Annotated in this window: 25 protein-coding genes and 3 tRNA genes; 16 read left to right on the top strand and 12 right to left on the bottom strand. The window is 37.3% G+C overall.

What is annotated here, in order from left to right; genetic code table 11:
• Window positions 1–312 precede the first annotated feature (312 nt).
• The 3 genes from fis (at window position 313) to purD (ending at window position 3,665) form a co-directional block, all read left to right on the top strand.
• Window positions 313–582, top strand: a complete 270-nt coding sequence (gene fis, locus AC1M9F_RS01705; RefSeq protein ID WP_001086304.1) for a DNA-binding transcriptional regulator Fis — start codon at window positions 313–315, stop codon at window positions 580–582.
• Window positions 583–670: 88 nt separating this feature from the next.
• The gene (gene purH, locus AC1M9F_RS01700) at window positions 671–2,245 is read left to right on the top strand and encodes a bifunctional phosphoribosylaminoimidazolecarboxamide formyltransferase/IMP cyclohydrolase (protein WP_092766164.1); all 1,575 of its coding nucleotides are present in this window, start codon (window positions 671–673) and stop codon (window positions 2,243–2,245) included.
• Window positions 2,246–2,381: 136 nt separating this feature from the next.
• Window positions 2,382–3,665: a phosphoribosylamine--glycine ligase gene (gene purD / locus AC1M9F_RS01695; protein WP_481596892.1), complete on the top strand. Its 1,284-nt coding sequence runs from the start codon at window positions 2,382–2,384 to the stop codon at window positions 3,663–3,665.
• Window positions 3,666–3,713: 48 nt separating this feature from the next.
• Here the strand turns inward: purD and AC1M9F_RS01690 are convergent, their stop codons facing one another.
• Window positions 3,714–5,228 (bottom strand): hypothetical protein, encoded by a 1,515-nt coding sequence (locus AC1M9F_RS01690; protein WP_481596891.1) that lies wholly within the window; start codon window positions 5,226–5,228, stop codon window positions 3,714–3,716.
• Window positions 5,229–5,466: 238 nt separating this feature from the next.
• On the bottom strand, window positions 5,467–6,882 hold the full coding sequence (locus AC1M9F_RS01685) for a cytochrome P450 (protein WP_481596890.1): 1,416 nt from the start codon (window positions 6,880–6,882) through the stop codon (window positions 5,467–5,469).
• A 216-nt stretch (window positions 6,883–7,098) separates the two neighbouring features.
• On the opposite strand from AC1M9F_RS01685, the gene AC1M9F_RS01680 reads away from it, so the two are divergent.
• The 4 genes from AC1M9F_RS01680 (at window position 7,099) to AC1M9F_RS01665 (ending at window position 11,206) form a co-directional block, all read left to right on the top strand.
• Complete coding sequence (locus AC1M9F_RS01680) at window positions 7,099–8,184, top strand: AraC family transcriptional regulator (RefSeq protein WP_481596889.1); 1,086 nt, start codon at window positions 7,099–7,101, stop codon at window positions 8,182–8,184.
• Between the two features lie 363 nt (window positions 8,185–8,547).
• Complete coding sequence (locus AC1M9F_RS01675; protein ID WP_035267639.1) at window positions 8,548–9,417, top strand: MetQ/NlpA family ABC transporter substrate-binding protein; 870 nt, start codon at window positions 8,548–8,550, stop codon at window positions 9,415–9,417.
• A 71-nt stretch (window positions 9,418–9,488) separates the two neighbouring features.
• Complete coding sequence (locus AC1M9F_RS01670) at window positions 9,489–10,514, top strand: methionine ABC transporter ATP-binding protein (RefSeq protein ID WP_481586974.1); 1,026 nt, start codon at window positions 9,489–9,491, stop codon at window positions 10,512–10,514.
• Entirely contained in the window at window positions 10,511–11,206 is a 696-nt protein-coding gene (locus AC1M9F_RS01665; protein ID WP_035267644.1) for a methionine ABC transporter permease, read from the top strand. The genes AC1M9F_RS01670 and AC1M9F_RS01665 overlap by 4 nt, the downstream gene beginning before the upstream one ends.
• Window positions 11,207–11,246: 40 nt before the next feature.
• Here AC1M9F_RS01665 and AC1M9F_RS01660 read toward each other — a convergent pair whose 3' ends face one another.
• Window positions 11,247–11,633, bottom strand: coding sequence for a DUF4951 domain-containing protein (locus AC1M9F_RS01660; RefSeq protein ID WP_481586973.1), 387 nt, complete (start codon window positions 11,631–11,633; stop codon window positions 11,247–11,249).
• Between the two features lie 225 nt (window positions 11,634–11,858).
• Between AC1M9F_RS01660 and gloB the strand changes: the two genes are divergently transcribed.
• On the top strand, window positions 11,859–12,590 hold the full coding sequence (gene gloB / locus AC1M9F_RS01655; protein ID WP_481596888.1) for a hydroxyacylglutathione hydrolase: 732 nt from the start codon (window positions 11,859–11,861) through the stop codon (window positions 12,588–12,590).
• Window positions 12,591–12,842: 252 nt separating this feature from the next.
• Window positions 12,843–13,046 carry a hypothetical protein gene (locus tag AC1M9F_RS01650; protein WP_035267651.1) on the top strand — a complete coding sequence of 68 codons (204 nt, stop codon included), beginning with the start codon at window positions 12,843–12,845 and terminating at the stop codon, window positions 13,044–13,046.
• 154 nt (window positions 13,047–13,200) lie between these two features.
• On the opposite strand, the gene AC1M9F_RS01645 is transcribed toward AC1M9F_RS01650, so the two are convergent.
• From AC1M9F_RS01645 to AC1M9F_RS01625, 5 genes are all read right to left on the bottom strand, one after another.
• Window positions 13,201–13,285 (bottom strand) — tRNA-Leu (locus AC1M9F_RS01645).
• A gap of 38 nt (window positions 13,286–13,323) precedes the next feature.
• Window positions 13,324–13,397, bottom strand: a tRNA-Trp gene (locus AC1M9F_RS01640).
• 38 nt (window positions 13,398–13,435) lie between these two features.
• Window positions 13,436–13,520, bottom strand: a tRNA-Leu gene (locus tag AC1M9F_RS01635).
• Between the two features lie 108 nt (window positions 13,521–13,628).
• On the bottom strand, window positions 13,629–14,477 hold the full coding sequence (locus AC1M9F_RS01630; RefSeq protein WP_481596887.1) for a protein kinase domain-containing protein: 849 nt from the start codon (window positions 14,475–14,477) through the stop codon (window positions 13,629–13,631).
• Complete coding sequence (locus AC1M9F_RS01625; RefSeq protein WP_481596886.1) at window positions 14,422–15,966, bottom strand: DUF3336 domain-containing protein; 1,545 nt, start codon at window positions 15,964–15,966, stop codon at window positions 14,422–14,424. The genes AC1M9F_RS01630 and AC1M9F_RS01625 overlap by 56 nt, the downstream gene beginning before the upstream one ends.
• A gap of 205 nt (window positions 15,967–16,171) precedes the next feature.
• Here AC1M9F_RS01625 and AC1M9F_RS01620 point away from each other — a divergent pair, with 205 nt between their 5' ends.
• Together AC1M9F_RS01620 and AC1M9F_RS01615 are read left to right on the top strand one after the other, a co-directional pair.
• Window positions 16,172–17,044, top strand: coding sequence for an ATP-binding protein (locus tag AC1M9F_RS01620; protein ID WP_481588407.1), 873 nt, complete (start codon window positions 16,172–16,174; stop codon window positions 17,042–17,044).
• A 390-nt stretch (window positions 17,045–17,434) separates the two neighbouring features.
• Window positions 17,435–18,199, top strand: a complete 765-nt coding sequence (locus AC1M9F_RS01615) for a hypothetical protein (RefSeq protein WP_481596885.1) — start codon at window positions 17,435–17,437, stop codon at window positions 18,197–18,199.
• Here AC1M9F_RS01615 and AC1M9F_RS01610 read toward each other — a convergent pair.
• On the bottom strand, window positions 18,128–19,006 hold the full coding sequence (locus AC1M9F_RS01610; protein ID WP_481596884.1) for a LysO family transporter: 879 nt from the start codon (window positions 19,004–19,006) through the stop codon (window positions 18,128–18,130). The genes AC1M9F_RS01615 and AC1M9F_RS01610 overlap by 72 nt on opposite strands.
• A gap of 328 nt (window positions 19,007–19,334) precedes the next feature.
• Here AC1M9F_RS01610 and AC1M9F_RS01605 point away from each other — a divergent pair, with 328 nt between their 5' ends.
• The 3 genes from AC1M9F_RS01605 to AC1M9F_RS01595 all read left to right on the top strand — a co-directional run bounded on the left by AC1M9F_RS01605 (window position 19,335) and on the right by AC1M9F_RS01595 (window position 21,670).
• The gene (locus AC1M9F_RS01605; RefSeq protein ID WP_481589804.1) at window positions 19,335–19,889 is read left to right on the top strand and encodes a DUF4385 domain-containing protein; all 555 of its coding nucleotides are present in this window, start codon (window positions 19,335–19,337) and stop codon (window positions 19,887–19,889) included.
• 152 nt (window positions 19,890–20,041) lie between these two features.
• The gene (locus AC1M9F_RS01600; protein ID WP_481596883.1) at window positions 20,042–20,569 is read left to right on the top strand and encodes an Ail/Lom family outer membrane beta-barrel protein; all 528 of its coding nucleotides are present in this window, start codon (window positions 20,042–20,044) and stop codon (window positions 20,567–20,569) included.
• A 153-nt stretch (window positions 20,570–20,722) separates the two neighbouring features.
• Window positions 20,723–21,670 (top strand): aldo/keto reductase, encoded by a 948-nt coding sequence (locus tag AC1M9F_RS01595; RefSeq protein ID WP_481596882.1) that lies wholly within the window; start codon window positions 20,723–20,725, stop codon window positions 21,668–21,670.
• A 47-nt stretch (window positions 21,671–21,717) separates the two neighbouring features.
• Here the strand turns inward: AC1M9F_RS01595 and tsaD are convergent, their stop codons facing one another.
• Window positions 21,718–22,734: a tRNA (adenosine(37)-N6)-threonylcarbamoyltransferase complex transferase subunit TsaD gene (tsaD, locus tag AC1M9F_RS01590; RefSeq protein WP_481596881.1), complete on the bottom strand. Its 1,017-nt coding sequence runs from the start codon at window positions 22,732–22,734 to the stop codon at window positions 21,718–21,720.
• A 144-nt stretch (window positions 22,735–22,878) separates the two neighbouring features.
• Here tsaD and rpsU point away from each other — a divergent pair, with 144 nt between their 5' ends.
• Both rpsU and AC1M9F_RS01580 read left to right on the top strand, forming a co-directional pair.
• Entirely contained in the window at window positions 22,879–23,094 is a 216-nt protein-coding gene (gene rpsU, locus AC1M9F_RS01585) for a 30S ribosomal protein S21 (protein WP_001136722.1), read from the top strand.
• Between the two features lie 33 nt (window positions 23,095–23,127).
• Window positions 23,128–23,574 (top strand): GatB/YqeY domain-containing protein, encoded by a 447-nt coding sequence (locus AC1M9F_RS01580; protein WP_481595494.1) that lies wholly within the window; start codon window positions 23,128–23,130, stop codon window positions 23,572–23,574.
• Window positions 23,575–23,681: 107 nt separating this feature from the next.
• On the opposite strand, the gene AC1M9F_RS01575 is transcribed toward AC1M9F_RS01580, so the two are convergent.
• Window positions 23,682–24,044, bottom strand: a complete 363-nt coding sequence (locus AC1M9F_RS01575; protein WP_481596880.1) for a hypothetical protein — start codon at window positions 24,042–24,044, stop codon at window positions 23,682–23,684.
• Between the two features lie 63 nt (window positions 24,045–24,107).
• The gene (locus AC1M9F_RS01570; protein WP_481596879.1) at window positions 24,108–24,479 is read right to left on the bottom strand and encodes a GFA family protein; all 372 of its coding nucleotides are present in this window, start codon (window positions 24,477–24,479) and stop codon (window positions 24,108–24,110) included.
• Window positions 24,480–24,482 lie beyond the last annotated feature (3 nt).

Genomic DNA, 24,482 nt, shown 5'->3' with positions numbered 1-24,482 from the left:
ACAATGGTATGATACGCGCCACGAAAGCTTTGTACCGCAAACTCCTCGCAATTTCTCAAAATAAATACAGTTCTGTTCATGTGCTTGATTTTTTATTCAGCGCATCAGGGATGTTTTTTGTTTTATGTGGAACCGTAACAAATATTAAACTATTGTTACGCTTATTTTTCACTCAATTGCTCTAGTTGTGGCAAGCTAATTGTTCTTGTTTTAGAGTCGACCGTTTTAGGACCTAAAACGGAGCTCGTTTTTTTATTTTGACCACAAAATCACTTTTACCCTAAGTGATTATTGATTCTCGGATTAACTCGCATGAATAGCAAATCTCCTATTTTTACTGCACAATCTGATGTCGCTCTTCGTATTCACGTAGATCGCGCAGTTCGCCATTATTTTGCACAATTGCAAGGCGAGCAACCATCTCAAGTTTATGACATGGTTTTAGCAGAAATGGAGAAACCTCTTTTATCTGTAGTGTTAGAATATACACGTGGCAACCAGACTCGCGCTGCTGAGATTCTAGGCCTTAACCGTGGTACTTTACGTAAAAAGTTGAAAGCTCACGGTTTAATGAGTGAATAAATGATAAAATGCTTGCGGCTTCCGCGGGCATTTTTTTTACCTGCTATTTAGCTTTTTTGTTTTAATTCTTGATAACTGTGACTAAATCATGACTATTAAACGCGCATTAATCTCTGTTTCTGATAAAACAGGCATTGTTGAATTTGCCCAAGACCTTGTTGCTCTAGGGGTAGAAATTTTATCTACTGGCGGTACTTATAAGTTGTTACGTGACAACAATATTGCTGTAGTCGAAGTTTCAGAGCACACTGGTTTCCCAGAGATGATGGACGGACGTGTAAAAACACTTCATCCGAAAATCCACGGTGGTATCTTGGCTCGTCGTGGTCTAGATGAAGCTGTGATGGCTGAACACAACATCGATGCGATCGATTTAGTTGTGGTAAACCTTTATCCATTTGCTGCAACTGTTGCAAAACCTAACTGCTCACTTGCTGATGCGATTGAAAATATCGACATCGGTGGTCCAACGATGGTTCGTGCTGCTGCGAAAAACCATGCGTCTGTAGGTATCGTTGTAAATGCATCTGACTATGCGACTGTAGTTGCTGAGCTTAAAGCTGAAGGCTCACTTTCATATGCAACTCGTTTTGACTTAGCAGTTAAAGCATTTGAACATACTGCTCAGTACGACGGTATGATCGCATCTTACTTAGGCGCTCGCGTTGGTAAAGAAGAAGGTCAAGCTGATCAATTTGCACGTACATTCAATACGCAATTAAATAAAGCTCAAGATTTACGTTACGGTGAAAATCCACATCAATCTGCTGCATTCTATGTTGACCCTGCTGCAACTGAAGCTTCTGTGTCTACTGCTAAACAGTTACAAGGTAAAGAATTATCTTATAACAACATCGCAGATACTGATGCAGCACTTGAATGTGTGAAATCATTCGCTAAACCTGCATGTGTGATTGTAAAACACGCAAACCCATGTGGCGTTGCAGTCTCTTTAGACGGTATTAAAGCTGCATATGACCTTGCATATGCAACTGATCCAGAATCTGCATTCGGTGGCATCATTGCGTTTAACCGTGAATTAGACGTTGCAACTGCACAAGCGATTGTTGATCGTCAATTTGTTGAAGTGATTATTGCACCAAGCGTTGCTGAAGGTGTATTAGAAGTTACAGGTGCGAAGAAAAACGTACGTGTACTTGTATGTGGCGAATTACCTGCAATTGACGAACGTGCTCCACAAATGGACTACAAACGTGTAAACGGTGGTTTACTCGTTCAAGATCAAGACTTAGGTATGATTACTAAAGATGATCTTAAAGTTGTGACGAAACGTGCCCCAACTGAACAAGAAATTGATGACATGATCTTTGCTTGGAAAGTTGCGAAATACGTGAAATCAAACGCAATTGTTTATGCTAAAAACCGTCAAACGATTGGTGTAGGCGCAGGTCAAATGAGCCGCGTAAACTCTGCTCGTATTGCTGCGATCAAAGCTGAACATGCTGGCCTTGTAGTTGAAGGTGCGGTAATGGCATCTGATGCATTCTTCCCATTCCGTGATGGCATTGATAACGCTGCTAAAGCAGGTATCAAATGTATTATCCAACCGGGTGGTTCTATGCGTGATGAAGAAACGATTGCTGCTGCTGACGAAGCAGGTATTGCAATGGTGTTCACTGGCATGCGTCATTTCCGTCATTAATTAATGGTTCGTGTCATGATGACTTCTCATAAGTCACCTATAACACTGATAAGAGATTTTTAATCTTGCCTAAAGTCCTCTTCTATTCATTTAGTTGAGGACTTTATGTCATTTTCGATTCATGGAGTATGAACCGATGAATATTTTAGTTTTGGGTAATGGCGGTCGTGAACATGCATTGGCATGGAAAATCGCTCAAGATGAAAAAGTAGCTAAAGTTTTTGTTGCACCAGGTAATGCGGGCTCAGCAACTGAACCAAAATGTGAAAATGTAGCACTTAACATTTTAGACAACCCTGCCATTATCGACTTTGCAAAAAATAATGCCGTGGATCTGATTGTTGTCGGTCCTGAAGCACCGCTTGTAAATGGTGTAGTCGATGCTTGTCGCGCTGCAGGTGTGAAAATATGGGGTCCTACCCAATTTGCAGCCCAATTAGAAGGCTCTAAAGCATTTGCTAAGCATTTCTTAAAACGCCACAACATCCCAACTGCTTTTTATGATGTATTTACAGAAGTCGATGCAGCAAAAGCATTTGTTGAGAAAAATGGCGCGCCAATCGTGATCAAGGCCGATGGTCTTGCTGCAGGTAAAGGCGTGATCGTTGCGATGACCAATCAAGAAGCGTTTGATGCGATTGACGACATGCTTGCAGGCAACAAATTTGGTGATGCAGGTTCACGCGTTGTCATCGAAGAGTTCTTGGCAGGTGAAGAAGCATCTTTCATTTGTATGATTGATGGCGACAACATTTTACCTATGGCTACGTCACAAGATCATAAACGTATCTTTGAAGGTGACCAAGGTCCTAATACTGGTGGTATGGGTGCTTACTCTCCTGCTCCTGTGGTAACGGCTGAAGTTTTTGAAAAAACCATGAATGAAGTGATGCGTCCTACCGTTGAAGGTATGAAAAAAGACGGGCACGTTTATACAGGTTTCTTATACGCAGGTTTGATGATTGATGAACAAGGTCAGCCTAAAGTAATCGAGTTTAACTGTCGTTTTGGTGACCCTGAAACTCAACCGATCATGATGCGTTTAAAATCATCTTTAGTTGATTTAGTTGAAGCAGGTATTGAAGGTAAACTTCCTGCAGAAGCTGAATGGGATGAGCGTAAAACTGTCGGTATCGTACTTGCATCCAAGGGCTACCCTGAAACCTCTAGCAATGGCGATGTGATTTCTGGTTTAGATACGGAAATGGCAGATGCGAAAGTATTCCATGCAGGCACGAAAGCCAATGAGAATGGTGACATCGTAACTGCTGGTGGTCGTGTACTTTGCGTTACTGCACTTGGCAATACCATTGGTGAAGCACAAGCAAAAGCTTTAGAGCTTTGCCAGAAAGTGACTTTCGACGGTGTCCAATATCGTAAAGATATTGGTTACCGTGCGATTGCTCGTGAAAATGCTTAATTATCTTTAAGTATAAAAAACCCCGCTGAGTGCGGGGTTTTTTACATTTCATATAGATTCATCTTTCTCTTTAATTTTAAAATCATTTAAATCTATTTTAAAAGCATCATACTGATAATCATATAAAACTCGTCTTGCATGTAAAATTTGATCTATAGTTTGTAGGAAAGTACGTCTCTGATTAGTATCTTCTTTTAATGGATTATCTAAAGCGTAGCTAGCTAAAGCTTCACCCCACTCCTTACCTTTTAATGAATTTTTACGATCTGAATATTCTCTATAATATTTTTCAAAGGCTTTCCCAGACTTAATACTTTCTCTATCTCCTGATCTCAATCTCTCAGAATTAAACCCTAGCTTTTCATCTAATGAAATTGCTATTTCAATAAGCTCATTTAATGTAAAGTTTTCAAACTCAAAATCAGGATAATTAACATTGATGTAACCAACAATATTATTTTTTTCTAATTGTTTTCCAAAAAAGCTAACATTTCTTGAAACATCACCATCAAAAGAAATAAAGCTGAATCTTTTTAATTCTCTGTCACTTTTCAAATGATCTTCGAGTCGCATTGGTGCATTTGCATTTTCCTGAAAAACACCTTTTAAATTAATGAATTCAATACCAGCAAGAGCAGCTTTTGGTAAAATATGTAATGCCGCTTGATACTCAGTTTCGCCCTCTAAATACCATCTTATTGTGCTACCAGTGTGTAATCCAAATTCGAAAGCAAGGCGAGGTCTAGTGGTGAGTCCATTTTCAATCGGCCTTTCTGATCCATATAATTTTGTTCTAGCACCTTCATGCCAAAAACCAAATGCTTCATATTCTTCAGCCCATTGAACACCATGCGCTTCTTGAAATGCTAATCGTATAACTTCAGCAATATGTCTAAGCCACAAAGCACCACCAATATTCCCGGTGATTTTTTCCCTTTTAGTCCAAGGAGCTAAACGGAGCATCATATACAATTCATAGTTATCATCGAGTTTTGCAGCTCCTATTCTTAATTTTTCATGATTTGACCGCCAAGTTTCGATATCCAAAGTCTTAACATAAGCTAAAATTTTATTTTTATAAGGAAATAATGTCTCATCAAACTCTTCTGGAGTTGAGCAATATGGAAATCTAAGTTTTGTTTTATTCGTGATCTTAGGCCAATATATTGGTTCTAAGAGTATAGCTAAATTACTAATTTGATTAGCTAGCTGTACTTCAGCTTCAATTAACTCTAAAGAAGGTAAAGAGTCACTTACACGCCTTAAAAAATCCTGAAATGAATCACGATTAATTGATGAGGTTGCAGTGTGTCTTAGCTTACATAGCTGTACTGCCCTCAAAAATGGATATATTCTAAATGGATGAAATAAGTTATTGCTATCTACAGTTAACCAACCTAATTCAATAAACCTACTCGGATCACCTTTTACCACCCCAGCTATAGAAATCCCTCTATCTTTAGCAAAACTAATCATTTTCGTTTCAATAATTAAATCATTTTGATTTAAATTAGAATAATCTTTCAAATTTTCTTCAAAAAACTGATGAATTTCTGTGAACATTTTCTTAGCTTATAAATATTTAACTTTCTACAATCTAATAAAATATCATTTATTAATTCCTATCTATATGAAAATTTTTCTGCAAACCCCTCGCCTCATCTTCGGCCAACGGCAAGACGCTGACACTGCTCCATTTATCCAAATGTATGTAGATGCTTGAGTTATAATTTATGATCAAATCCTATCTCTTTTTCACGACACATAAAAACATCCCTCATCTAATATGAGGGATTTTGAACTATTTAGATTCTGACTTTGGATGCAGCTTTACCATCATCTTAGAATATCCACGAACAAAATTAGACTGAACAATTTCGGGTTCTTCAAGTACTTCAATTCTGTCATAACGTTTGAGAATCTCCTCCCAAAGAATGGTCAATTGCATCTCAGCTAAACGACTACCCATACAGCGATGAATTCCATAACCAAATGATAGATGTTTTTTCACATTTTCACGGTCAATACGAAATTCATCCGCATTTTCAAACACAGTTTCATCACGGTTAGCAGACGCATACCACATAACAACTTTGTCACCTTTACGGATATACTGACCTTTATAAATTAGATCTTGAGTCGCTACACGGCGCATATACGCCAATGGTGTCTGCCAACGAATAATTTCACTAACCATATTAGGCAACAGATCAGGATTATTCTTCAGCTTGCCTAATTCCTGAGGGAACAAATGCATTGCGTAAACCCCGCCCGACATCGAGTTACGAGTCGTATCATTCCCGCCTACGATTAATAATGCCAAATTCCCCAGAAACTCTAATGGTCGCTGAATCAGATCATTTGTCTCATCACTCCGAATAAGCATACTCATCAAGTCAAAACTTGAAGCCTCACCTGCTTTTATACGTGCAGCCTTATCATGCCAAAGTTGAGACAAATCTCTCACCATCTCTTTTAAACCATCAAAAGTAATTTCAATAGTCATCGTACCGCCTGTCGTACCTGGTGATGAGGATGCAATTTCAGACCAATAGACCAATTTACGGCGTTCTTCGTAAGGAAAATCTAACAATGTCGCCAACATTCTTGAGGTCAGTTCAATTGATACTCGATCTACAAAGTCGAAAGCTTCATTTAAAGGCAAGTGATCAAGTACGTCTTGGGTACGTGTCCGAATCAAGCTTTCCATGTCTTTCAAGTTTTTTGGTACGAAAACCCCCTGCACTGCTTTACGCTGAATATCATGCTTCGGTGGATCCATCGCAATAAACATTTCAAGCTCTAAACCTTGCGGTTGCTCACCCAACATAATGATCGGTTCTGAAGAAAAGAGCTGATGATTTTTATCAACATACATGACATCTTCGTACTGTGTCATCGACCAAAAAGGACCAAATAAACTGTTTGATTGATAATGTATCGGCGCATCTTTCCGTAATCGCTTAAAAGTATCCTTCCATACACCTTGCTTGTATAAAAAAGGGCTACTGACATCAAGCTCTTGTAAGGAGCAAACATTTGGATCTGGAAGTTGAATTTCTTCAATTTGATCAAAATCAGGATTCTTAAATAGGCTACTTTTTAATTTATGGTATACATGGGCAGCTTTGATATGATTTTCTAAGGGAATATAGCGAGCGCTAAAATTCACCAAATCTACTCGAACAGCATTCATTTTTTTAACTAAATTATTCATGACAATGTGTCCTATGTGATCTCATCTTTAAATTTATATTCAGCCTTTATTCCATTAAGCTGATGATCTGTGTTTGAGCATAGAATTTAAAAAATACAGAATCAGGTCATTTTTTGACATTAATAAGTCATTTTTTGACATTCTTTTAATTCAAATTAGCAGCTCTAATGAGGCTAGATTTAAGAAAGATCAATATCACGCTATCTGGACTTGAGTATGATGTCTAAAGGAATAGAACATAGCAATCAGGACGATAATGCAATTCGGGCATTGATTCCCTGCGCATATGTCAGAATTATTGCGCAACAATTGGGAGGTGGGCTGCGTGTATTCCCAACTTTATTGAATGGCACATCTCTGACTGCTGAATTTATTCAACAGGAAGATTCCCGGATTTCAGCATCTGATTTTATTCGTATATTTGACAATGCATTGAACATGGCAGATGTTCCCGACTTCGGTTTAGAACTTGGACATCGCCTTAAACCCACGACTCATGGCGCAATGGGCTTTTTGATGCACAGTTGCCCAAACCTTTATGCTGCACTTGAAGCGATTCAACATTATCTACCTACTCGAATTGGATTTGCAGAAGTCATTCTCGAAATGCGTGATCAGCAGATGAATTGTAAAATTCAATTTAATATAGATTGCTCCACCCTTGTATATCAAAGCATGATCGAGTCTTGCATGGTGGTATTTAAAGAGTGTGCTGAATTTATTTTAGGTAAGCCATTAACTGAGGCGAAGTTGCTTTTTAGCTATCCTAAACCTGCTTACCATGCTGCTTATACAAAAATTTTTCAATGTGATTTCGCATTTTCACAATCTTTTGATGGCATTCAGATACCTTTATCTGTGTGTAAAATCCCGAATGCTTCAGCAAGTCAGGAGAACTATCTCATTGCAAAAAAACAATGTGAAAATGTACTTAAGGATCTTCTTACACCCCAAAATACTTACCAATTTCGTGTAAAAAAAATACTGATTGAGCATTTATCAGATCCCAAAAATGAATCTGAGATTGCCGCTTCATTATTCATGAGCAAACGAACCTTAGCTCGTCATTTAGAAAAAGAAGGTTTAACCTTTAAAGAGGTCAAAGATCAGGTGCTTGCACAGCAAAGTGCTTATTTTCTTGAGCATACGCAACTCACGATTGAAACAATTGGTATGCTTCTTAATTATCACGATGCCTCAAATTTCAGACGAGCATTCAAGCGTTGGTTTGGTATGCCCCCTAGCCAATATCGGCAGAAATACAATAATGATCTTACCAAGCAAATTTCTAAATTAAATTAAATCCATATTTTTCATATTGATATATTAAATCATTATAAGGTGTTCGGCTGATAACGGGTCTTTCTAATTTTAAACACTCAAATTATAAGTATGATATTTAAAGTTTATTTATACATTCTCATAAATTGTATATGACGCTTTATGCTAAGCTAGTTCATTAACATCACTATATTGAATAAAAAAAAATTGTTATCATCAACCAACTTTTTTGTTATCAATGCTTAAATAATTGATAGCTAAATACCGAATTATCTCTAACAGATGAATAGCTTGAAGTGCTCTTGAAACAAGGACAGTTCATTTCACTATTCACCTCACTGCATATGTAAGTTGAAGATCGTTTCAACATACTCAGGAAATATCATGAAGAAAATTCTTGGTTTAGTTTTGGGCCTATCAGTGGGTATCGCTGGATGCTCAAAACAAGATGCTCCAGAAACCGCTGCAAACAACACGAATAAAGATTCAGTTCAAACCATTACAATCGCTTCTACAGGTTCAGATGCAGATATCTGGAAGTTCATTGCAAAATTGCCAGAAACTGAAGCTGCAGGTTTAAAGTTAGATGTTAAAAACTTTACTGATTATGTTTCAATGAACACTGCGGTAGCCAATAAAGAGATTGATATCAATGCCTTCCAATCATATGCATATATGGTTGCATACAATGATGCCAATACTCAAAAAATTGCGCCATTATCTACGACTTATCTTGAGCCAATGGGGATTTACTCAAGCAAAGTTAAAAATTTAAATGATTTCAAAACAGGTTCGACCATTGCAATTCCAAACGATGGTGCTAATGAATCACGTGCCCTTTTATTATTGCAATCTGCTGGTTTAGTAAAGTTAAAACCTCAATTTGACAATGTCAAAGGCACTACTTCTGATGTAACTGAGAATCCTAAACAAATCACCATCAAACCGATTCAAATGGCAACTGCGGTACGTGTGAAAGATGAAGTGGATGCCATTGTATTAGGCAACACCTTAGCAATGGAAGGTGGTTTGAACGTATTAAAAGATGCGATTTACTACGAGCCAATCGATCAAAGTACAAAAATGAATGTGAATGTACTGGCTGTAGCTGAAGGCCGTCAGAATGATCCTGTATTGCAAAAGGTGGGTCAGCTATATCATACAGATGCAGTTAAGCAATATGTGAAAGAAAACTTTGGTGGCACTAAGGTTAATGTTGATAAACCAACAACATATCTCACAGAAGCTCAATAATTCTAGACTTCTGTATTTTTAACAGGCAAATTTAATTTGCCTGTTTTTCATTTTTAATAGTTCTTGACGTTATGATTGAATTTAAAAATATTAGTAAACATTATCAGCTCAAAGGCCAAACTATTCACGCCTTAGACAATATTAATCTGACGATTCCAGATGGAAGTATCTTCGGAATTATAGGCTATAGTGGTGCAGGTAAAAGTACACTGATCCGTTTGATCAATTTACTAGAAAGACCCAATCAAGGTCAAATGATCATCCATGGTCAAGATTTCACTGCTTTGAGCGCTTCAAAATTACGTCAAGAACGCGCCAATATTGGTATGATTTTCCAACATTTCAATTTATTGCAAACCAAAACCGTTGCAGCCAATATTGAAATGCCAATGAAACTCCTTGGCTGGAGTAAAGCTGAGCGTCTAAAACGCTTAGATGAGCTACTTGAGTTTATCGATTTAGAACATAAACGCGATGCTTTTCCAGATGAGCTTTCTGGTGGTCAAAAACAGCGTGTAGGTATCGCTCGGGCACTTGCCAATCATCCAAAAATTCTACTCTGTGACGAAGCAACATCAGCGCTTGATCCTCAAACGACAAAATCTGTACTAGCCCTTTTAAAAAAAATTAATCAAGAGCAAGGCATCACGATTGTCATGGTTACGCACGAAATGGATGTTATTGAGTCGATTTGCGACTTTGTTGCAGTTATGGAACAAGGCAAAGTGATTGAACACGGCAGTACTCTCGATATCTTTAGTCAACCTCAACACCCGACGACCAAAACATTTATTCAAACTGTTTTACAGCAGCAGTTACCTATCAATATTTTAAATAACTTAGAAAATCAAAATCACCACAGTATTTATAGCTTGCAGTTCTTAGGTACTTCAGCACAAGAAACTGTTGTACAAGCTGCCATCAAACGATTTGATATTAGTCTCAATATTTTATTTGCCAACATGACCGAAATTAATGGCGCTGTGATTGGACAAATGTTTGTGCAATTACTGGGTGATCCAGACATTATTCAAGAAACCATCAGCTTTTTCCAACAACATGGCGTTAAAGTTGAGCAATCAGGAGTACGTGCATGAGAGATATGATTGTTCAATGGCTAACAGAAATTACTGAACCTTTTTGGAAAAGCTCGCTTTCAATTGATCAATTTGTGACAGCCCTACAAGAAACCTTTCATATGGTTTTCTTTGCAATGCTATTCGGTACGATTTGGGGTTTAATTCAAGGAATAACCCTACTTGTTACACGACCAAACGGGATTTTAGCCAATCGTGTGATTTACTATGGATTAAACCCTATTGTGAATGCATTACGCTCCCTCCCTTTTATTATCCTCCTGATCGCGGTTATTCCACTAACAAAAATGATTGTGGGTACTTCTATTGGGACATGGGCAGCTATTGTTCCTTTAACCATTTATGTAGGACCTTATATTGGTCGTCTGGTTGAAACTTCACTCCTTGAAGTCAACGAAGGCATCGTGGAATCAGCGCAAGCTATGGGCGCAACACCCCTACAAATTATTTTCAAATTTATTCTACCTGAGGCACGCAGTTCCCTCATTCTCAATTTAACTACAGCTGCAATCAGCTTAATTGGTGCAACAGCCATGGCTGGCGCTGTCGGTGCAGGTGGCATTGGTGATCTTGCGATCTCCTATGGTTATCAACGCTTTGATACCAGTGTCGTTATACTCACTGTTATTGTGCTTTTAGTATTAGTTCAATTGGTGCAAATGACAGGTGAAAAACTCGCCAAAATGCGATAGTAAATTTAAAAAAAGATCTCAAATGAGATCTTTTTTAATATCAATCCATCCAAAGTGAAGCGATTTTTTCCATTAATTGCGCACGTAACGGCGCAGTTGGATTGCATGGATTACGCTTTGCTTCATGCTTATAAAACGCTTGCCAATCGCGTATCATTTCCAAACTAACACCTTGAGCTTTAAACTGATGGATGTCTTGCTTAGATACACTTTCCAAGCGTGCTTGAGCACCTTCTGGCCCTGTTGCCCAACCGATAACCCCTTGCCCAAAACTCGGAAGGCTCATTTGGTTAGGTGTTTGAGGAACCGCTTTACGTTCAATTGTCTCATTGACCTTACAGCTGCTTGGACGCTCGTATAATTGAGACTTTTGCAGTTGACCAACTTGAGAGTTCTGCATACAACCAACAAGAACAATCGAACTCATCACTGCGCTGATGCAAGCACTCAATCTCACTTTTATCTTCATTTACTTTTTACTCGAAATTTGTTCATCAGATCAGATAATCTTAAGCTAACAACAATGCACCTCATCGAATTCGACATCAATATTTACAATACATCGCTGTTTAAAATTTGGGTGAATTTTACAATTTGATAAGCTTGATCTAGGATGAGATCAAATAAGTCACATGTTTTAGGATCGTTTAGGATGCGTTATCAAGTTCGCGTAATTGATGTTAACAATGCGCTACAAAACTATATATGGATTATTGAAGATACTGAAACCCAAGAAATTGCAGTGGTAGACCCTACAGAAGCCAATTTGGTGGTCAACTATTGTGACTCGCATGGTTTAACACTTAAGCAAATATGGCTTACCCACTGGCATAAAGACCATATTGGTGGTGTGCCAGAGTTAATCGCGGAAAAAAATATTGAAGTTTATGGTCCACGCGAAGAATTATCTAAAATTCCATTTATCAGTTGTCCACTCAATCATAATGATGAATTTTATTTTAATGACTTAAAACTTGACGTCATCGCTGTTCCTGGCCATACCTTAGGTCATATCGCAATATTTGCAGATGAAATCGACAGTTTATTCTGTGGAGATACCTTATTTGCAATGGGATGTGGACGCCTTTTTGAAGGAACGGCTGAACAAATGTATCAATCACTTAACCGACTGTCAGCGCTCCCTCCAAGAACTCAAGTCTACTGTACCCATGAATACACGCTCTCAAATGCACAATTCGCTTTACAAGTAGAACCTGAGAATAAGGCACTACAAGAACGATTTGAACAAGTTCAGAAACTTCGAGATCAAAATCAAATAACCTTACCTTCCACCATTGGAATTGAACTTGAGACCAATCCTTTCTTGCGCGTCAACAGTGCTGAAGAATTTAAACGTATTCGGGAAATGAAAGATAATTTCTAAATTTAGCATTATCTGTTCAAATTACAGGTGTTCATTACTGAGCGATATTCGCTCAGTTTTTAAACCCTTCAGACAATACATTCTCTTCTTTATCTTAAAGCTTTAACAACATGATCAAATTCTTTCTTTTAATTGCATGAAATATATACATTTTTATAGAATTAAAATATATTTACATTAATTTAGGTTAAAGCCCTTTAAAAACAACATCATTAACCTTATTAATATTTCATTAGTCAAAGGAGTTGTCTCATGAAGAAAGTGGTCAAAGCAAAAAATTTAATTGCATTCAGAATTTGGTTAGAAAAATTAGGTTATTCCGTTCGAAATTTAAAGGATAACCAAGGCTTCACTTTCAGTTTTAAAAAAGAATATGGTTTAGTGACATGTGACTTATCTGGAAATACTCTAGCAATGCAATTAGGTGAAGAATTCGAGGATCACTTAAAGGCTTAATCTCACCTTAATTCAACGGAATGAATACTAAATAGATCATCTAAATATTAATATCGCCTCTTTGTAGGCGATTTTTTTTGATTATATATTTTGGTCTGTATTTATATAAAAATATAGGCAATAAAAAAGCAAGGTATCAAACCTTGCCTTAATATGGTGGGGACGGAGAGACTCGAACTCTCACACCTTGCGGCGCTGGAACCTAAATCCAGTGCGTCTACCAATTTCGCCACGTCCCCTTTGAATACTCAATTATATTACTGAGCTTCATAAAACTTGGCAGAGGATCAAGGATTCGAACCTTGACGAACGGTTTTGGAGACCGTCATGCTACCATTACACCAATCCTCTATTTCACTTACTTCGGTCATTCCACCTAGTAAATTACTTGGTGGGGACGGAGAGACTCGAACTCTCACACCTTGCGGCGCTGGAACCTAAATCCAGTGCGTCTACCAATTTCGCCACGTCCCCGATGGCTGTGTATATTATAGAGATCATTATCTCATGACAAGCCCTTTTTTTGAAAAACCTTATTGTTTGACTAAATATAAAACAATTATCCATTTTATTGGTTTTTGTTTAAACAAATTCGCTTAATAACTGTTTTAATTGATAAATATTGTTCAATCTGTGTGATTTATTTTTCATCAACATCTGCTGGAGTACTGGTGTTAAGTCAGAAAAAGGCCTAATAATTTCAACTTTTAATTGCTGACAATGCCATTTTGCCCAATCTATATAGCTTTTTTTACGGATTGAGTACTGATTTAACCATTCTAACCAAATAATACCGAGTGCATATATATCTGATGCTTGTGATTTTGACTCACCATGAAACAACTCAGGCGCCATATACCTCGGTGTTCCATGCGTAGAAACTTGAGGATGGCACTCAAAGTGAAACATCTGTTCAAAATCAATTAATTTGGGTTGACCATTCAATATTCTAAAATGTTCTCTTTTGAGATCTGCATGGACCAATCCTTGCTCATGAATCGATAGTAATGCATCTAGACTATGTAATAATAAATTGACCACATTTGAAAACTCATTGTGTGGGAAGGTCTGCATTTGAATATAGACAGAATTTTCTACTTCAAATAACGGCGCCGCATTTTCTATCAGAATCAATGATGAAGAATCATGTTTTGATATAGGTGTATTGAATCTACTGTTTTCGTCATACACGATCTCAAACGGCACTAAGATCTTTGAAGAGCGAGTACTGAGTGATTGGTAGTGTTTTATCTCATTGTCGAACCACTGCTCATGCTGTGAACTGATACCCTGCTGTTGTCGCTTAACCCAATACGTTTGGTCATCTATTTCGATACAATAAATTAGACGACCATACTGCTGACTTTGTTGAGAATTAACTGGTTGCCTGAGCAGAGGCTGAATGGTTTGCCACTGTAGATTGTTTTTCAAGAGATTCATTTTGCTGTTTCAGTTGCGTCAGCATATCCAAACAATGTTCAATGGTTTTTCCTATACGCGCATGTGTTTCAATACTGGACAGTTTTGACCAAGTTGCCCGTTCCCCTTCTCTTTGAAGGACTTTAAACAAATGAGGTCGCGGATTTTGTAACATATAATGATAATGTCGCAGACTATAATTACCTACAATATTTAAATCCCCATAATAACGCTGATCAACAATACCATAACCGTGATCCAATAGTCGTCTAATCGTCGGCACACTGCCCATTCGGTCACGAGTGAAATTCATGACATCCATCGCAATCGTTTTACCATGTTTACGCACTAAACGTTGCGGCCAGCTGAGCAGATCTGTTCTAAAACGCTCCGCATCACTTTGCATGAATGGCACAATATGTGGATTCACCTGACTGGCAATGGTGTAATTAATATTGTAGAGACGAGCCATTTTCTCTTGTGGGAAATCACTTCTTACACTGCCATCCACCCAACGAATACTTGCCAAGTATGGTGTATGCACCCCATCATAACGCTTACTGGTCAGTCGAACTGGAGGAAATAAGATAGGAACCGCACATGATGCCAATACTGCACTCCACACCAGTAAATCTGGCGCAGTATATTTATTCATGATACGAGCATCTTCCTGAGCGACATCATAAGGTGCGACACTGATATTAATATCAAGTCCAGACTTTTCATACGCTTCTTGAAATGTTAAGTCCCCTAAATTTTCCACTAAAAATTTCTTAAGATATCGCACATCAGCAATACCACCATTTCCTCTAAGCAACTCTTTGAAACTTCTGAAATGGAATGCCTCGCTATAAAAGCTCTCTCCTGTCAGCAGCTGATCAATATCTTTTTGATCAGAAACGCCTAACATCGCCGTCATCAACGCACCAGCACTCGAACCTGATAAAACTTTCGGCATCAAATCTTGTTCCATCAGCGCCTTACACACGCCTGTATGAAACAAACCTAATGAGGCCCCACCCGAAAACATCATTGCAGGTTGACCATAGGTCAGTTGACAATTTTTAAAAAAATCAAATTTTTCTTGATGCGTCAAACCCGAACATTCATCTGAAGCGATATAAATTAAACTCTGTGAAACCTCTTCAATATAGTCCTCAATAAGTTTTTTAGTGCCAATATATGTTTGTGTGAACAGCATAGGATGACCAATATTAGCGACATCATGACTTAGGCCTTCTCGCAAAATATAGATAAGATCAATTACACGATGATTCAGCTTGTAACGGCGTAAGAGATTTAAACGATGCGATATAATTTCAGCATCAAAATACGGTGAAGTATTATTAAACTTCCATTCCTGAGCGCCCGTTTCCTCATCCAGCTTTAAGGCAATGTCTTTCCACTCTTCATAGCTCTCCGCACGTTCAAGCTCATGTTGCATTTTTTTAATTCGATACGCTTGATGGGGATTAATTTGACTACGATTGCCTAAAATCATTGAGCTAGTCCTTTGATTTTTATTAGTTCAATTAGTTTTGTTCAGTTTTTAAACTATGCAAAAAAAGCACAAAATAATCAACTTAATAAAATTTATTTCTTGTATCGACCAGTCATCATAGATTTATCCCTTAGATCAGTTCACATCGCTATCGTCATCATGTAGATTAAACTTGATTTTATTGAATTGTATTTCACAAACAACTATGGCGACTCTAGAACTACCAGATCAACTGTTAACAAAAATTTCTCAACTTATTGATCAACTTAATCACACATTATCTGAACCGAGTCAGGAAATTGATTTCTCAGCACTAGGATACAAATGGCAAAATAAACGGCTGATCCCCATTCAAAAACCTAAAATAATTCATCTTGATGATTTAAAAGGTATCGAAAAACAAAAAGAAAAAATACTGCAAAACACTGAACAATTTTTACAAGGTTTACCTGCAAACGATATTTTATTGACTGGATCTCGTGGAACCGGAAAATCATCTATTGTAAGATCCTTACTGTCAAAATATGCTGACCGTGGTTTACGCATCATTGAAATTGAGCGTGATAATCTGTCAGACCTACCAGAAATACAAAAAATTATTGAAGGTCGTCCCGAAAAATTTATCGTGTATTGTGATGACTTAGCCTTTAATGCTGAAGACGAAAATTATCGTAGTTTAAAAAGTGTGTTAGATGGTTCACTAGAGTCAGGTTCTGGCAACTTTATTATTTATGCGACCAGTAACCGCCGCCACCTACTCCCAGAATTTATGCATGAAAACACCCCGATCACTAAAGTGGACGTGCCTCAATATACTGAATTACATCCGCAAGAAGCGATCGAAGAAAAAATCTCATTGTCTGATCGTTTTGGTCTTTGGCTTTCATTCTACCCAATGGATCAAAATCTTTATTTAGAGATTGTAGAGCACTACTTAAAAAAATCTGATATTGAAATGACACCTGAAGTACGTGCTGAAGCGCTACGTTGGTGCCAAGCCAGAGGTCAACGCTCAGGTCGTTCTGCATTCCAATTTTCAAAACATTGGATCGGCTCTACTCAATTAAAGCGTGATTAAGCATTTACATCTGCTTCTGCAATAAGAAACTAAGATGGAATGACGTCTTAGTTTCTCGACTTTCACTCTTTAAGCTAAGTAATTAGCTTTTATTACGATAAAAGTTAATAAATTATTCATGAATAATTATAAAGATAAAATTAACAATTTAACTCATTGCTCTCTATCGATATCAAAAAATTTTAAATAAAAAAAAATCTCAAATACTACTTTAAGCTATTAATTTAAATAAAATTTATTAACTAAATAAGAATTAAAAAAATAATTTAAATTTAAAACAATATAACATAACAACCATTTTTTGTTTTTCGAAAAAATTAATGTAACCCAAACTTAACAATTCAAAAATAGTATGAGGGACGCAAATAATTATAGAAAAAGGCTGCATCCATGCTCCAAATTAAAAAATATAGTAACCAACATACACAATCCCCAGATGTTCAAAATATATTAAAAACGCTTCATCAAGCGATCTTCATGACACCTGAGGGTTGTGATTTGAATGACATTGCGCAAGCCTATGCCCCCGATGATGCTGCAAGCAAACGGGTTTTGATCTATTTTGATGAAGAAAAACCTGTTGGATTTTTATGTATGCAACGTTATGAAGTCAAAAAGAATGACAAGACAATGAATGTTTTTCGTGGTCAAGCAGGTCTTCTTAGCGCCTATCGAAAATCAAATCTATTAAAATTCCAATATATTTACTTCATCATTTCTCAAATGATCCGCCACCCAGCACCATCATATTTTTTTGCTGTGTGTTTACATCCCTCAAGTTATCGTGCAATTACACGATATGCTTTCAAAAAAAATACATGGCCTACTCGCCTAAACCTCGATAACAATACAGACATGCAAGACCTTTGCACCCTATTCTCTCAGCAATTTAATTATCAACTTTCAAAATCTGGCCATGTTTTTATTTATAACGATGGTCTTGGAGGAACACGCGGTTGTAAGCACGAACACGATAATATGAATGAGGATGCTGCATTTTTTTTGAATCACAATGCCGGATATATCAATGGTGATGGTATGTTAGTGATTGCTAAAATTACTGTCTTTGAGGTGTTTTACCGTTTAACTTGTCACACTTTGGGTAAAATGAATCGCAATAAATATATTCAATGGACAAAACAGCGACAACAATAGTCCCGCTTTAAACGCATCTAGCACATATTGCTCACCACAATGTTGCTTAATCATCGGTAAGAATGCATCACAGGACAGTACACCTGTGGTGCTAATTGCTGCTTGTGGTTGATGTCTTCCAAAAAGCTGTAGAAAAATGATGGAAAACATCCCTCGAATCATATCCACAATTAAAGCTTGAACTGCCAATAAGGGATTTAGTTTTTGTGAAATCATCGCAGCAGACAGACTTGCCCAACCGAATCCAGAAAGCAATACAGCACTTTCCTTCCAAATTATCAGCATAAAGCAGGCAAATATTGTATTTGCCAATACCATTATGATTGGGAGTTTAAAATCATGCCATTGCAATGTTTTGATTTTAAATGCTGATATAAAGACTCCGATCAAAAATAGAATAATGTAGATCAGAACGTTTTGAATACTTAAAGCTATTTGCTCATCTATTAAATCCATTCGATAAGTGAAGATTCCTCCCACAAACACCAAAATAAGCAAAAGATATACTGTCAATATTTTAATGATATCCTTAATTTGGATTGTTTTACGTTTGCTGTTTTCCTGCTGTTTCTTCTTATAAAATAGTGAACTAAACCAGTAAGTAAATGTGCATACCCCGAGTGCGAGAATAACTAGCTTGCTCAAAACAGCTCTAGGATTTTCTAATGCGAGTAGGTTTGGCGCTGCGTAAACAGTGCAAAAAAATATAAATAAAATCAGGGCTAAAAAAAATACTTGTTCAATGTACTTGTTGGGATGAAATTTACGACCATATAGATAGCCAAAAATGATGATGATAAGATCCAATCAGACTTCCAAAATTATTTTTATACGTATCGCTTAGATTAATTCATAGATATAAAACTTATATGACAAAATGTTTCTTATAGAGCATCGTCATGTCTAATCATTTGTGTCTGCTAGATTTTAAGTCTAAAACTTAATTTCGCCCCGCTATCGTCCATAGTCTAATTCGTTGTTTTGATTTCTAATACAGTTCAATTTCAATCTTTCACGTGTTTAGCACATCTCTTTAAAACAACTAATCACATTTTTAAAATATCACTCACAATTCTATAATCGTTTTTCATTTGAGATCACCTAATATATTTTTAAAACTACAAAAGAGAATGTGATGGCTTACAATCATAAAGACCTCGATAACATCCCACGTAGAAGCTCTCGTGTTAACTCTCAAAGTTTTGATTACTCTTTGGACTTTAAAAAAATTAATTTCAGAGAGAGACCGGAACTCTATCGAATTGGTCGTGGTGAACAGGGTGTATTACTCGTCGAACCCTACAAATCTGAAATTCTACCTTTTTGGAAATTTGCAGATGAAGATAAAGCTAGAGAGAGTTCTAATAAGATTTATCAACTCTTTCTTGAATATTTAGCAGTCGATGATTTTGTCGGTGCAGATATGGCTCGTAAATTTTTACAAATGGGTTATACCCGAGCGAGACGTTATGCCAACCATAAAGGTGGAAAAAAATATAAAGGTCCTGTACCTAATGACAAAAAAGGTTTAAGTGGTGCTCACGGGCGTGAAGAACTACCACGCCAACAAGAAGACGCTATTAAGGCTGCAGCAGCACGAATTTTTAAAGTGAAATGGGATGAAGCTAAACAGCATTCCCACTATATTGCATTAAAAGAACGATTTAAAAACTCAATTGCGAGTCAATAAATACATTCTCACACCATTTATAATACAAACAAAACTATTTCTTTAATTTTTATTTACAATAGAAAAATAGAAAGTACAATAGCATTTACCAAAAAATGATCACCATTTTTTTCATTTAAAGATAAACAAATCACAAATAATGAGCATGCGCCATGATAACTAAATTTTTAAAATTGGGTTTAATCCTCTCGATGACCACTTTAACAACGACAACTTTTGCCCAACAACACACCGTTTCATTGGGTTATGCTCAGTCTGAAATTGAAAATGCGTTTGATATTCGCGGTGTTCACGCTCAATATCGCTATGAACTCGAGACTCCTTTAAGCGTTATGGCAACAATGTCGTATCAAACTGGTGATGAAACTTGGATTGAACCAGGTGAACGCCAAGATACAGATGTAAAGCATTTTTCTTTGCTAGCAGGCCCTGCATATCGTCTTAATGAGAATTTCAGTGTTTATGGTGTTGTCGGGATCGCGCATTCAAAAGTTGAAAGTTCATATCGCGCCTTGAACATATACGAAAACATGGATCTAAGTGAAACAGCGTTTGCATATGGTGTTGGTATTAATATTAATCCTGCTCCGCAATATGCGGTCAATATCGGTTATGAAGGTACTAAAGTTGATGGGGCTAAATTTGATGGGTTCAACATCAGCGCAGGTTATCGTTTCTGATTCTGCTTGAATACATAGAGAATTAAAAAAGAGGCTTTTTGCCTCTTTTTTTGTCAAAATCATTGGATAATGTTTATACATTATTTGGATAGCGAGAAATAGACGAATCCTATATAGCTAGAATAAGTCGTATTATTCTACCTAGGATGTTTCATGCAAAAAAGAAAACTTGGACAAACTGATTTATTCATCGCACCCATCGTATTCGGAGGAAATGTATTCGGTTGGACGGTTGATGAAAAACAAAGTTTCAAAATTTTAGATGCACTGTATGAGCGTGGATTTAACACCATTGATACAGCAGACTTCTATTCCATTTGGGCACCAGGCAATCATGGTGGCGAGTCAGAAACAATCATTGGTAATTGGTTAAAACAAAATCCAAGTAAACGTGAAGACATCGTGCTATTTACTAAAGTCGGTTTAGATATGGGGATTCCCGGGCATCAAGGTTTATCTGAACGATGGATTATGCAAGCAGTTGAAGACTCTCTAAGCCGTTTGAAAACAGATTATCTTGATCTTTATTTTGCACACTGGCCTGATGAAAACACACCTCATGAGGAAACATTATCAGCATTTTCAAAGCTCAAAGATCAAGGAAAAATTCGTGCCTATGGCACTTCTAATTTTTCAGCTGATCAATTAGACGCTTCTATTCAAGCTGCACAAAAGATTGGTGTGCAACATTATCAGGTTCTTCAACCTGAATATAATCTTTACGATCGCGATGTATTCGAACAAACACTGCAACCCATTTGTGAACGCCATCAAATTGGTGTCGTAAGTTTTTATAGTCTGGCTAGTGGATTTCTATCTGGGAAATATTCGTCATTAGACAATATTCAAGGGCGTCAACGTGCAGATACGCTTGTAAAATATTTTGATGAGCGAGGCTTAAACCTTTTAGATAAGCTCAGAGAAGTGGCATCGCGCCACAATGCGGCACCTGCTGAGGTAGCTTTGGCTTGGTTACTTGCGCAAAAGCATATTTCAGCACCAATCGCCAGTGCAACAAACCTTGAACAAATTACCCAATTTTCAAATGCAGTGAATCTTCAACTCTCACCAGAAGACATGCAAATTCTTTCAATAATGTAAATATAAAAAAAGAGGCTATAAGCCTCTTTTTTCTCGTGACCAAACATCTATGCTTCAGTAGGTTTTTTGAGTTCCGTCATCGGCCAACGTGGCGTCGTTGTCACGGCTAAGCCATCATGCTGTCCTGCTTTTAAGCGTTGATATCCAGCAAAAGCAATCATGGCGCCATTATCCGTACATAAAGCCGGTTCAGCATAATATACTTGAGCTTTTATTTTAGCTATATCTGCTTCAAGACGTTCACGAAGACGCTTATTGGCACTCACACCACCAGCAATAACCAAACGCTTAAGACCACTTTGCTTTAATGCTTTAACTGATTTTTTGACCAATGTATCAACAATAGCCTCTTGAAAACTCGCAGCAATATCAGCGTCTCGGTTTTCATCACCTAATTTTTTCATTTGGACAGAAACCGCTGTTTTTAAGCCACTAAATGAAAATTCCAAACCTTGATGCAACATAGGGCGTGGAAATTCAAAAGCAGTGGCATCACCTTGCTCAGCAAGTTTAGAGATATTTGGACCACCTGGATAAGGCAGCCCCATCATCTTAGCAACTTTATCGAATGCTTCACCCGCTGCATCATCGATCGATTCACCTAAGATTTCATAATGTCCAATATCATATGCCGCCATTAATTGTGTATGCCCACCCGAGACTAACAAGGCGACAAACGGAAATTCCGGTGGAGTGGCTGATAAAAGAGGCGCCAACATATGCCCTTCCATATGATGCACACCAATCGCTGGTTTATTTAACGCAAATGCAAGCGTACGACCAAATAATGCTCCAGTCATGAGTGCACCCATTAGGCCTGGACCACGTGTATAAGCCACCGCATCAATCTCAGATTTTTTGATTTGACTTTCTTCAAGCAATTGATTGATTAAAGGAATTAATTTACGAACATGATCGCGTGATGCCAATTCGGGTACCACTCCACCATATTCAGCATGCAATTTAATCTGACTATATAACACCTGTCCTCTTAAGCCGACTTCGCTGTCATAGAGTGCGAGACCAGTTTCATCACACGACGTTTCTAAGCCTAAAACGATCATTAAATTGCCTTTAACCCATTTCAAAATATTGCTAAAGCTATTATAGACTTGTGATATGAGATGTAAATGAGTAAAATACTGACCTTCACTTGTGACTCAGCGCAATTCGGCGCTTAGTCTTATCCATAAACTAGAGGATTCTTCATGCCACAAGTTAAATTGAAAGAAGGCGAACCAGTAGACGTAGCTATCCGTCGTTTCAAACGTTCATGCGAAAAAGCGGGTGTTTTAGCTGACGTTCGTAAACGTGAATTCTACGAGAAACCAACTCAAGAACGTAAGCGCAAAAAAGCTGCTGCTGTTAAACGCTACCAAAAGAAATTGGCGCGTGAATCAGTACGTACTACTCGCCTTTACTAAGATTAATTTGTGATTGACTGCTCGGATATATAAATGACTACTTTAAAAAACCAAATTACTGACGTTTTGAAAGCAACAATGCGTGCTAAAGAAATGGATAAGTTAACGGTGATTCGTAGTCTCCAAGCAGCAATTAAGCAAATCGAAGTCGATGAACGCGTAGAGCTAGATGATAATCGAGTTCTCGCGGTCATTGAAAAACAAATCAAGCAACGTAAAGAATCGATTAAAGCTTTTGAAAGCGCTAATCGACAAGACTTAGCTAGTAAGGAACAAGCCGAGGTTGAGGTTTTATCTCAATTTCTACCAGCAGCTATGACTGAGGAAGAACTTGATTCAATTATTGCGCAAACGATTGCTGCGCAACAAGCTACTAGCATGAAAGATATGGGTAAGGTGATGAATTCTCTACGTCCGATCATAGCCGGACGTGCCGATCCTGCACAAGTTTCGAGTAAAATTAAAGCTCAACTTTCTTAAGTTTTCGTATTATGTTTGATTTGGTCTATTTAATAATGGCATTAAATAGTCCAGTCTAAATCACGTATTCCCGATTTTATTACAACAATACTTTTATTTTTTTCTGATTATTTAAACTCACATTGAATATTATATCTTTGTAAAATCTGCATTTCTTTAGATCGCTTCACTTTCTCAACAACATCCTGTTTACTCATTCTAGAGTAGGAAAGTGGTAAATCCTTTCGATATTTATCCACCAACTGATAGAAGCCATCGACATAAGTTCCAACAATGACACAATATCTTTGAGTCTGATCAACGCTAAAATGTGTTGTATTTGGTGCTAGCATTTTTAGAAAATGCCTCATATCGGCATTATATTTTTGTGATACAACTTCAATTTCTTGCGTAAATTTAACAGGAAGTATTTCCGCATGAGTGAACACACCTACCCCAAACAACATCATAAAAAATAGTGGCAATTTCATTATTAGATTCAATCACATAATTTAAAATATTTATTCATTCATCATTCTAAAACAATCTAACCATTAAGAATGAATAGTTTCAATAAAGTTAGGTTTGTATTCCTGGAAAAACTCTTCATAAGGTGGCGGTATTTTCCCTTCAACCACAGAACCGAGCCTTAAACGTATAACGCCTGGTAAATCAAGCCGATGTGAATATAAAGGATTTCCACATTCACCACAAAATACTCTTGCCTTTAACTCGGTATGAAAATAAGACTTAAGCACATCTTCACCAGAAATTAACTCGAAGTTTTCAAGCGGGATCGGGCTATTCCATGCAGCAAAACCGCCTTGAGCCAACTGACAGTGCTTGCAATAGCACAAAATACTTTTCTCAAGAACGCCATGATAAATATATTGTATCTTCCCACATAAGCATTGACCTTTTATCATTTA

The organism is Acinetobacter sp. ANC_7504, from assembly GCF_056779995.1.
Note: the sequence above shows the minus strand (reverse complement) of the source record. Positions and strands in the feature narration are given on the sequence as shown.

Coding starts and splice junctions, on each gene's coding strand:
- fis (WP_001086304.1), top strand. CDS start 313: ATGAATAGCAAATCTCCTATTTTTACTGCACAATCTGATGTCGCTCTT.
- purH (WP_092766164.1), top strand. CDS start 671: ATGACTATTAAACGCGCATTAATCTCTGTTTCTGATAAAACAGGCATT.
- purD (WP_481596892.1), top strand. CDS start 2,382: ATGAATATTTTAGTTTTGGGTAATGGCGGTCGTGAACATGCATTGGCA.
- AC1M9F_RS01690 (WP_481596891.1), bottom strand. CDS start 5,228: ATGTTCACAGAAATTCATCAGTTTTTTGAAGAAAATTTGAAAGATTAT.
- AC1M9F_RS01685 (WP_481596890.1), bottom strand. CDS start 6,882: ATGAATAATTTAGTTAAAAAAATGAATGCTGTTCGAGTAGATTTGGTG.
- AC1M9F_RS01680 (WP_481596889.1), top strand. CDS start 7,099: ATGATGTCTAAAGGAATAGAACATAGCAATCAGGACGATAATGCAATT.
- AC1M9F_RS01675 (WP_035267639.1), top strand. CDS start 8,548: ATGAAGAAAATTCTTGGTTTAGTTTTGGGCCTATCAGTGGGTATCGCT.
- AC1M9F_RS01670 (WP_481586974.1), top strand. CDS start 9,489: ATGATTGAATTTAAAAATATTAGTAAACATTATCAGCTCAAAGGCCAA.
- AC1M9F_RS01665 (WP_035267644.1), top strand. CDS start 10,511: ATGAGAGATATGATTGTTCAATGGCTAACAGAAATTACTGAACCTTTT.
- AC1M9F_RS01660 (WP_481586973.1), bottom strand. CDS start 11,633: ATGAGTTCGATTGTTCTTGTTGGTTGTATGCAGAACTCTCAAGTTGGT.
- gloB (WP_481596888.1), top strand. CDS start 11,859: ATGCGTTATCAAGTTCGCGTAATTGATGTTAACAATGCGCTACAAAAC.
- AC1M9F_RS01650 (WP_035267651.1), top strand. CDS start 12,843: ATGAAGAAAGTGGTCAAAGCAAAAAATTTAATTGCATTCAGAATTTGG.
- AC1M9F_RS01625 (WP_481596886.1), bottom strand. CDS start 15,966: ATGATTTTAGGCAATCGTAGTCAAATTAATCCCCATCAAGCGTATCGA.
- AC1M9F_RS01620 (WP_481588407.1), top strand. CDS start 16,172: ATGGCGACTCTAGAACTACCAGATCAACTGTTAACAAAAATTTCTCAA.
- AC1M9F_RS01615 (WP_481596885.1), top strand. CDS start 17,435: ATGCTCCAAATTAAAAAATATAGTAACCAACATACACAATCCCCAGAT.
- AC1M9F_RS01605 (WP_481589804.1), top strand. CDS start 19,335: ATGGCTTACAATCATAAAGACCTCGATAACATCCCACGTAGAAGCTCT.
- AC1M9F_RS01600 (WP_481596883.1), top strand. CDS start 20,042: ATGATAACTAAATTTTTAAAATTGGGTTTAATCCTCTCGATGACCACT.
- AC1M9F_RS01595 (WP_481596882.1), top strand. CDS start 20,723: ATGCAAAAAAGAAAACTTGGACAAACTGATTTATTCATCGCACCCATC.
- tsaD (WP_481596881.1), bottom strand. CDS start 22,734: ATGATCGTTTTAGGCTTAGAAACGTCGTGTGATGAAACTGGTCTCGCA.
- rpsU (WP_001136722.1), top strand. CDS start 22,879: ATGCCACAAGTTAAATTGAAAGAAGGCGAACCAGTAGACGTAGCTATC.
- AC1M9F_RS01580 (WP_481595494.1), top strand. CDS start 23,128: ATGACTACTTTAAAAAACCAAATTACTGACGTTTTGAAAGCAACAATG.
- AC1M9F_RS01575 (WP_481596880.1), bottom strand. CDS start 24,044: ATGAAATTGCCACTATTTTTTATGATGTTGTTTGGGGTAGGTGTGTTC.
- AC1M9F_RS01570 (WP_481596879.1), bottom strand. CDS start 24,479: ATGATAAAAGGTCAATGCTTATGTGGGAAGATACAATATATTTATCAT.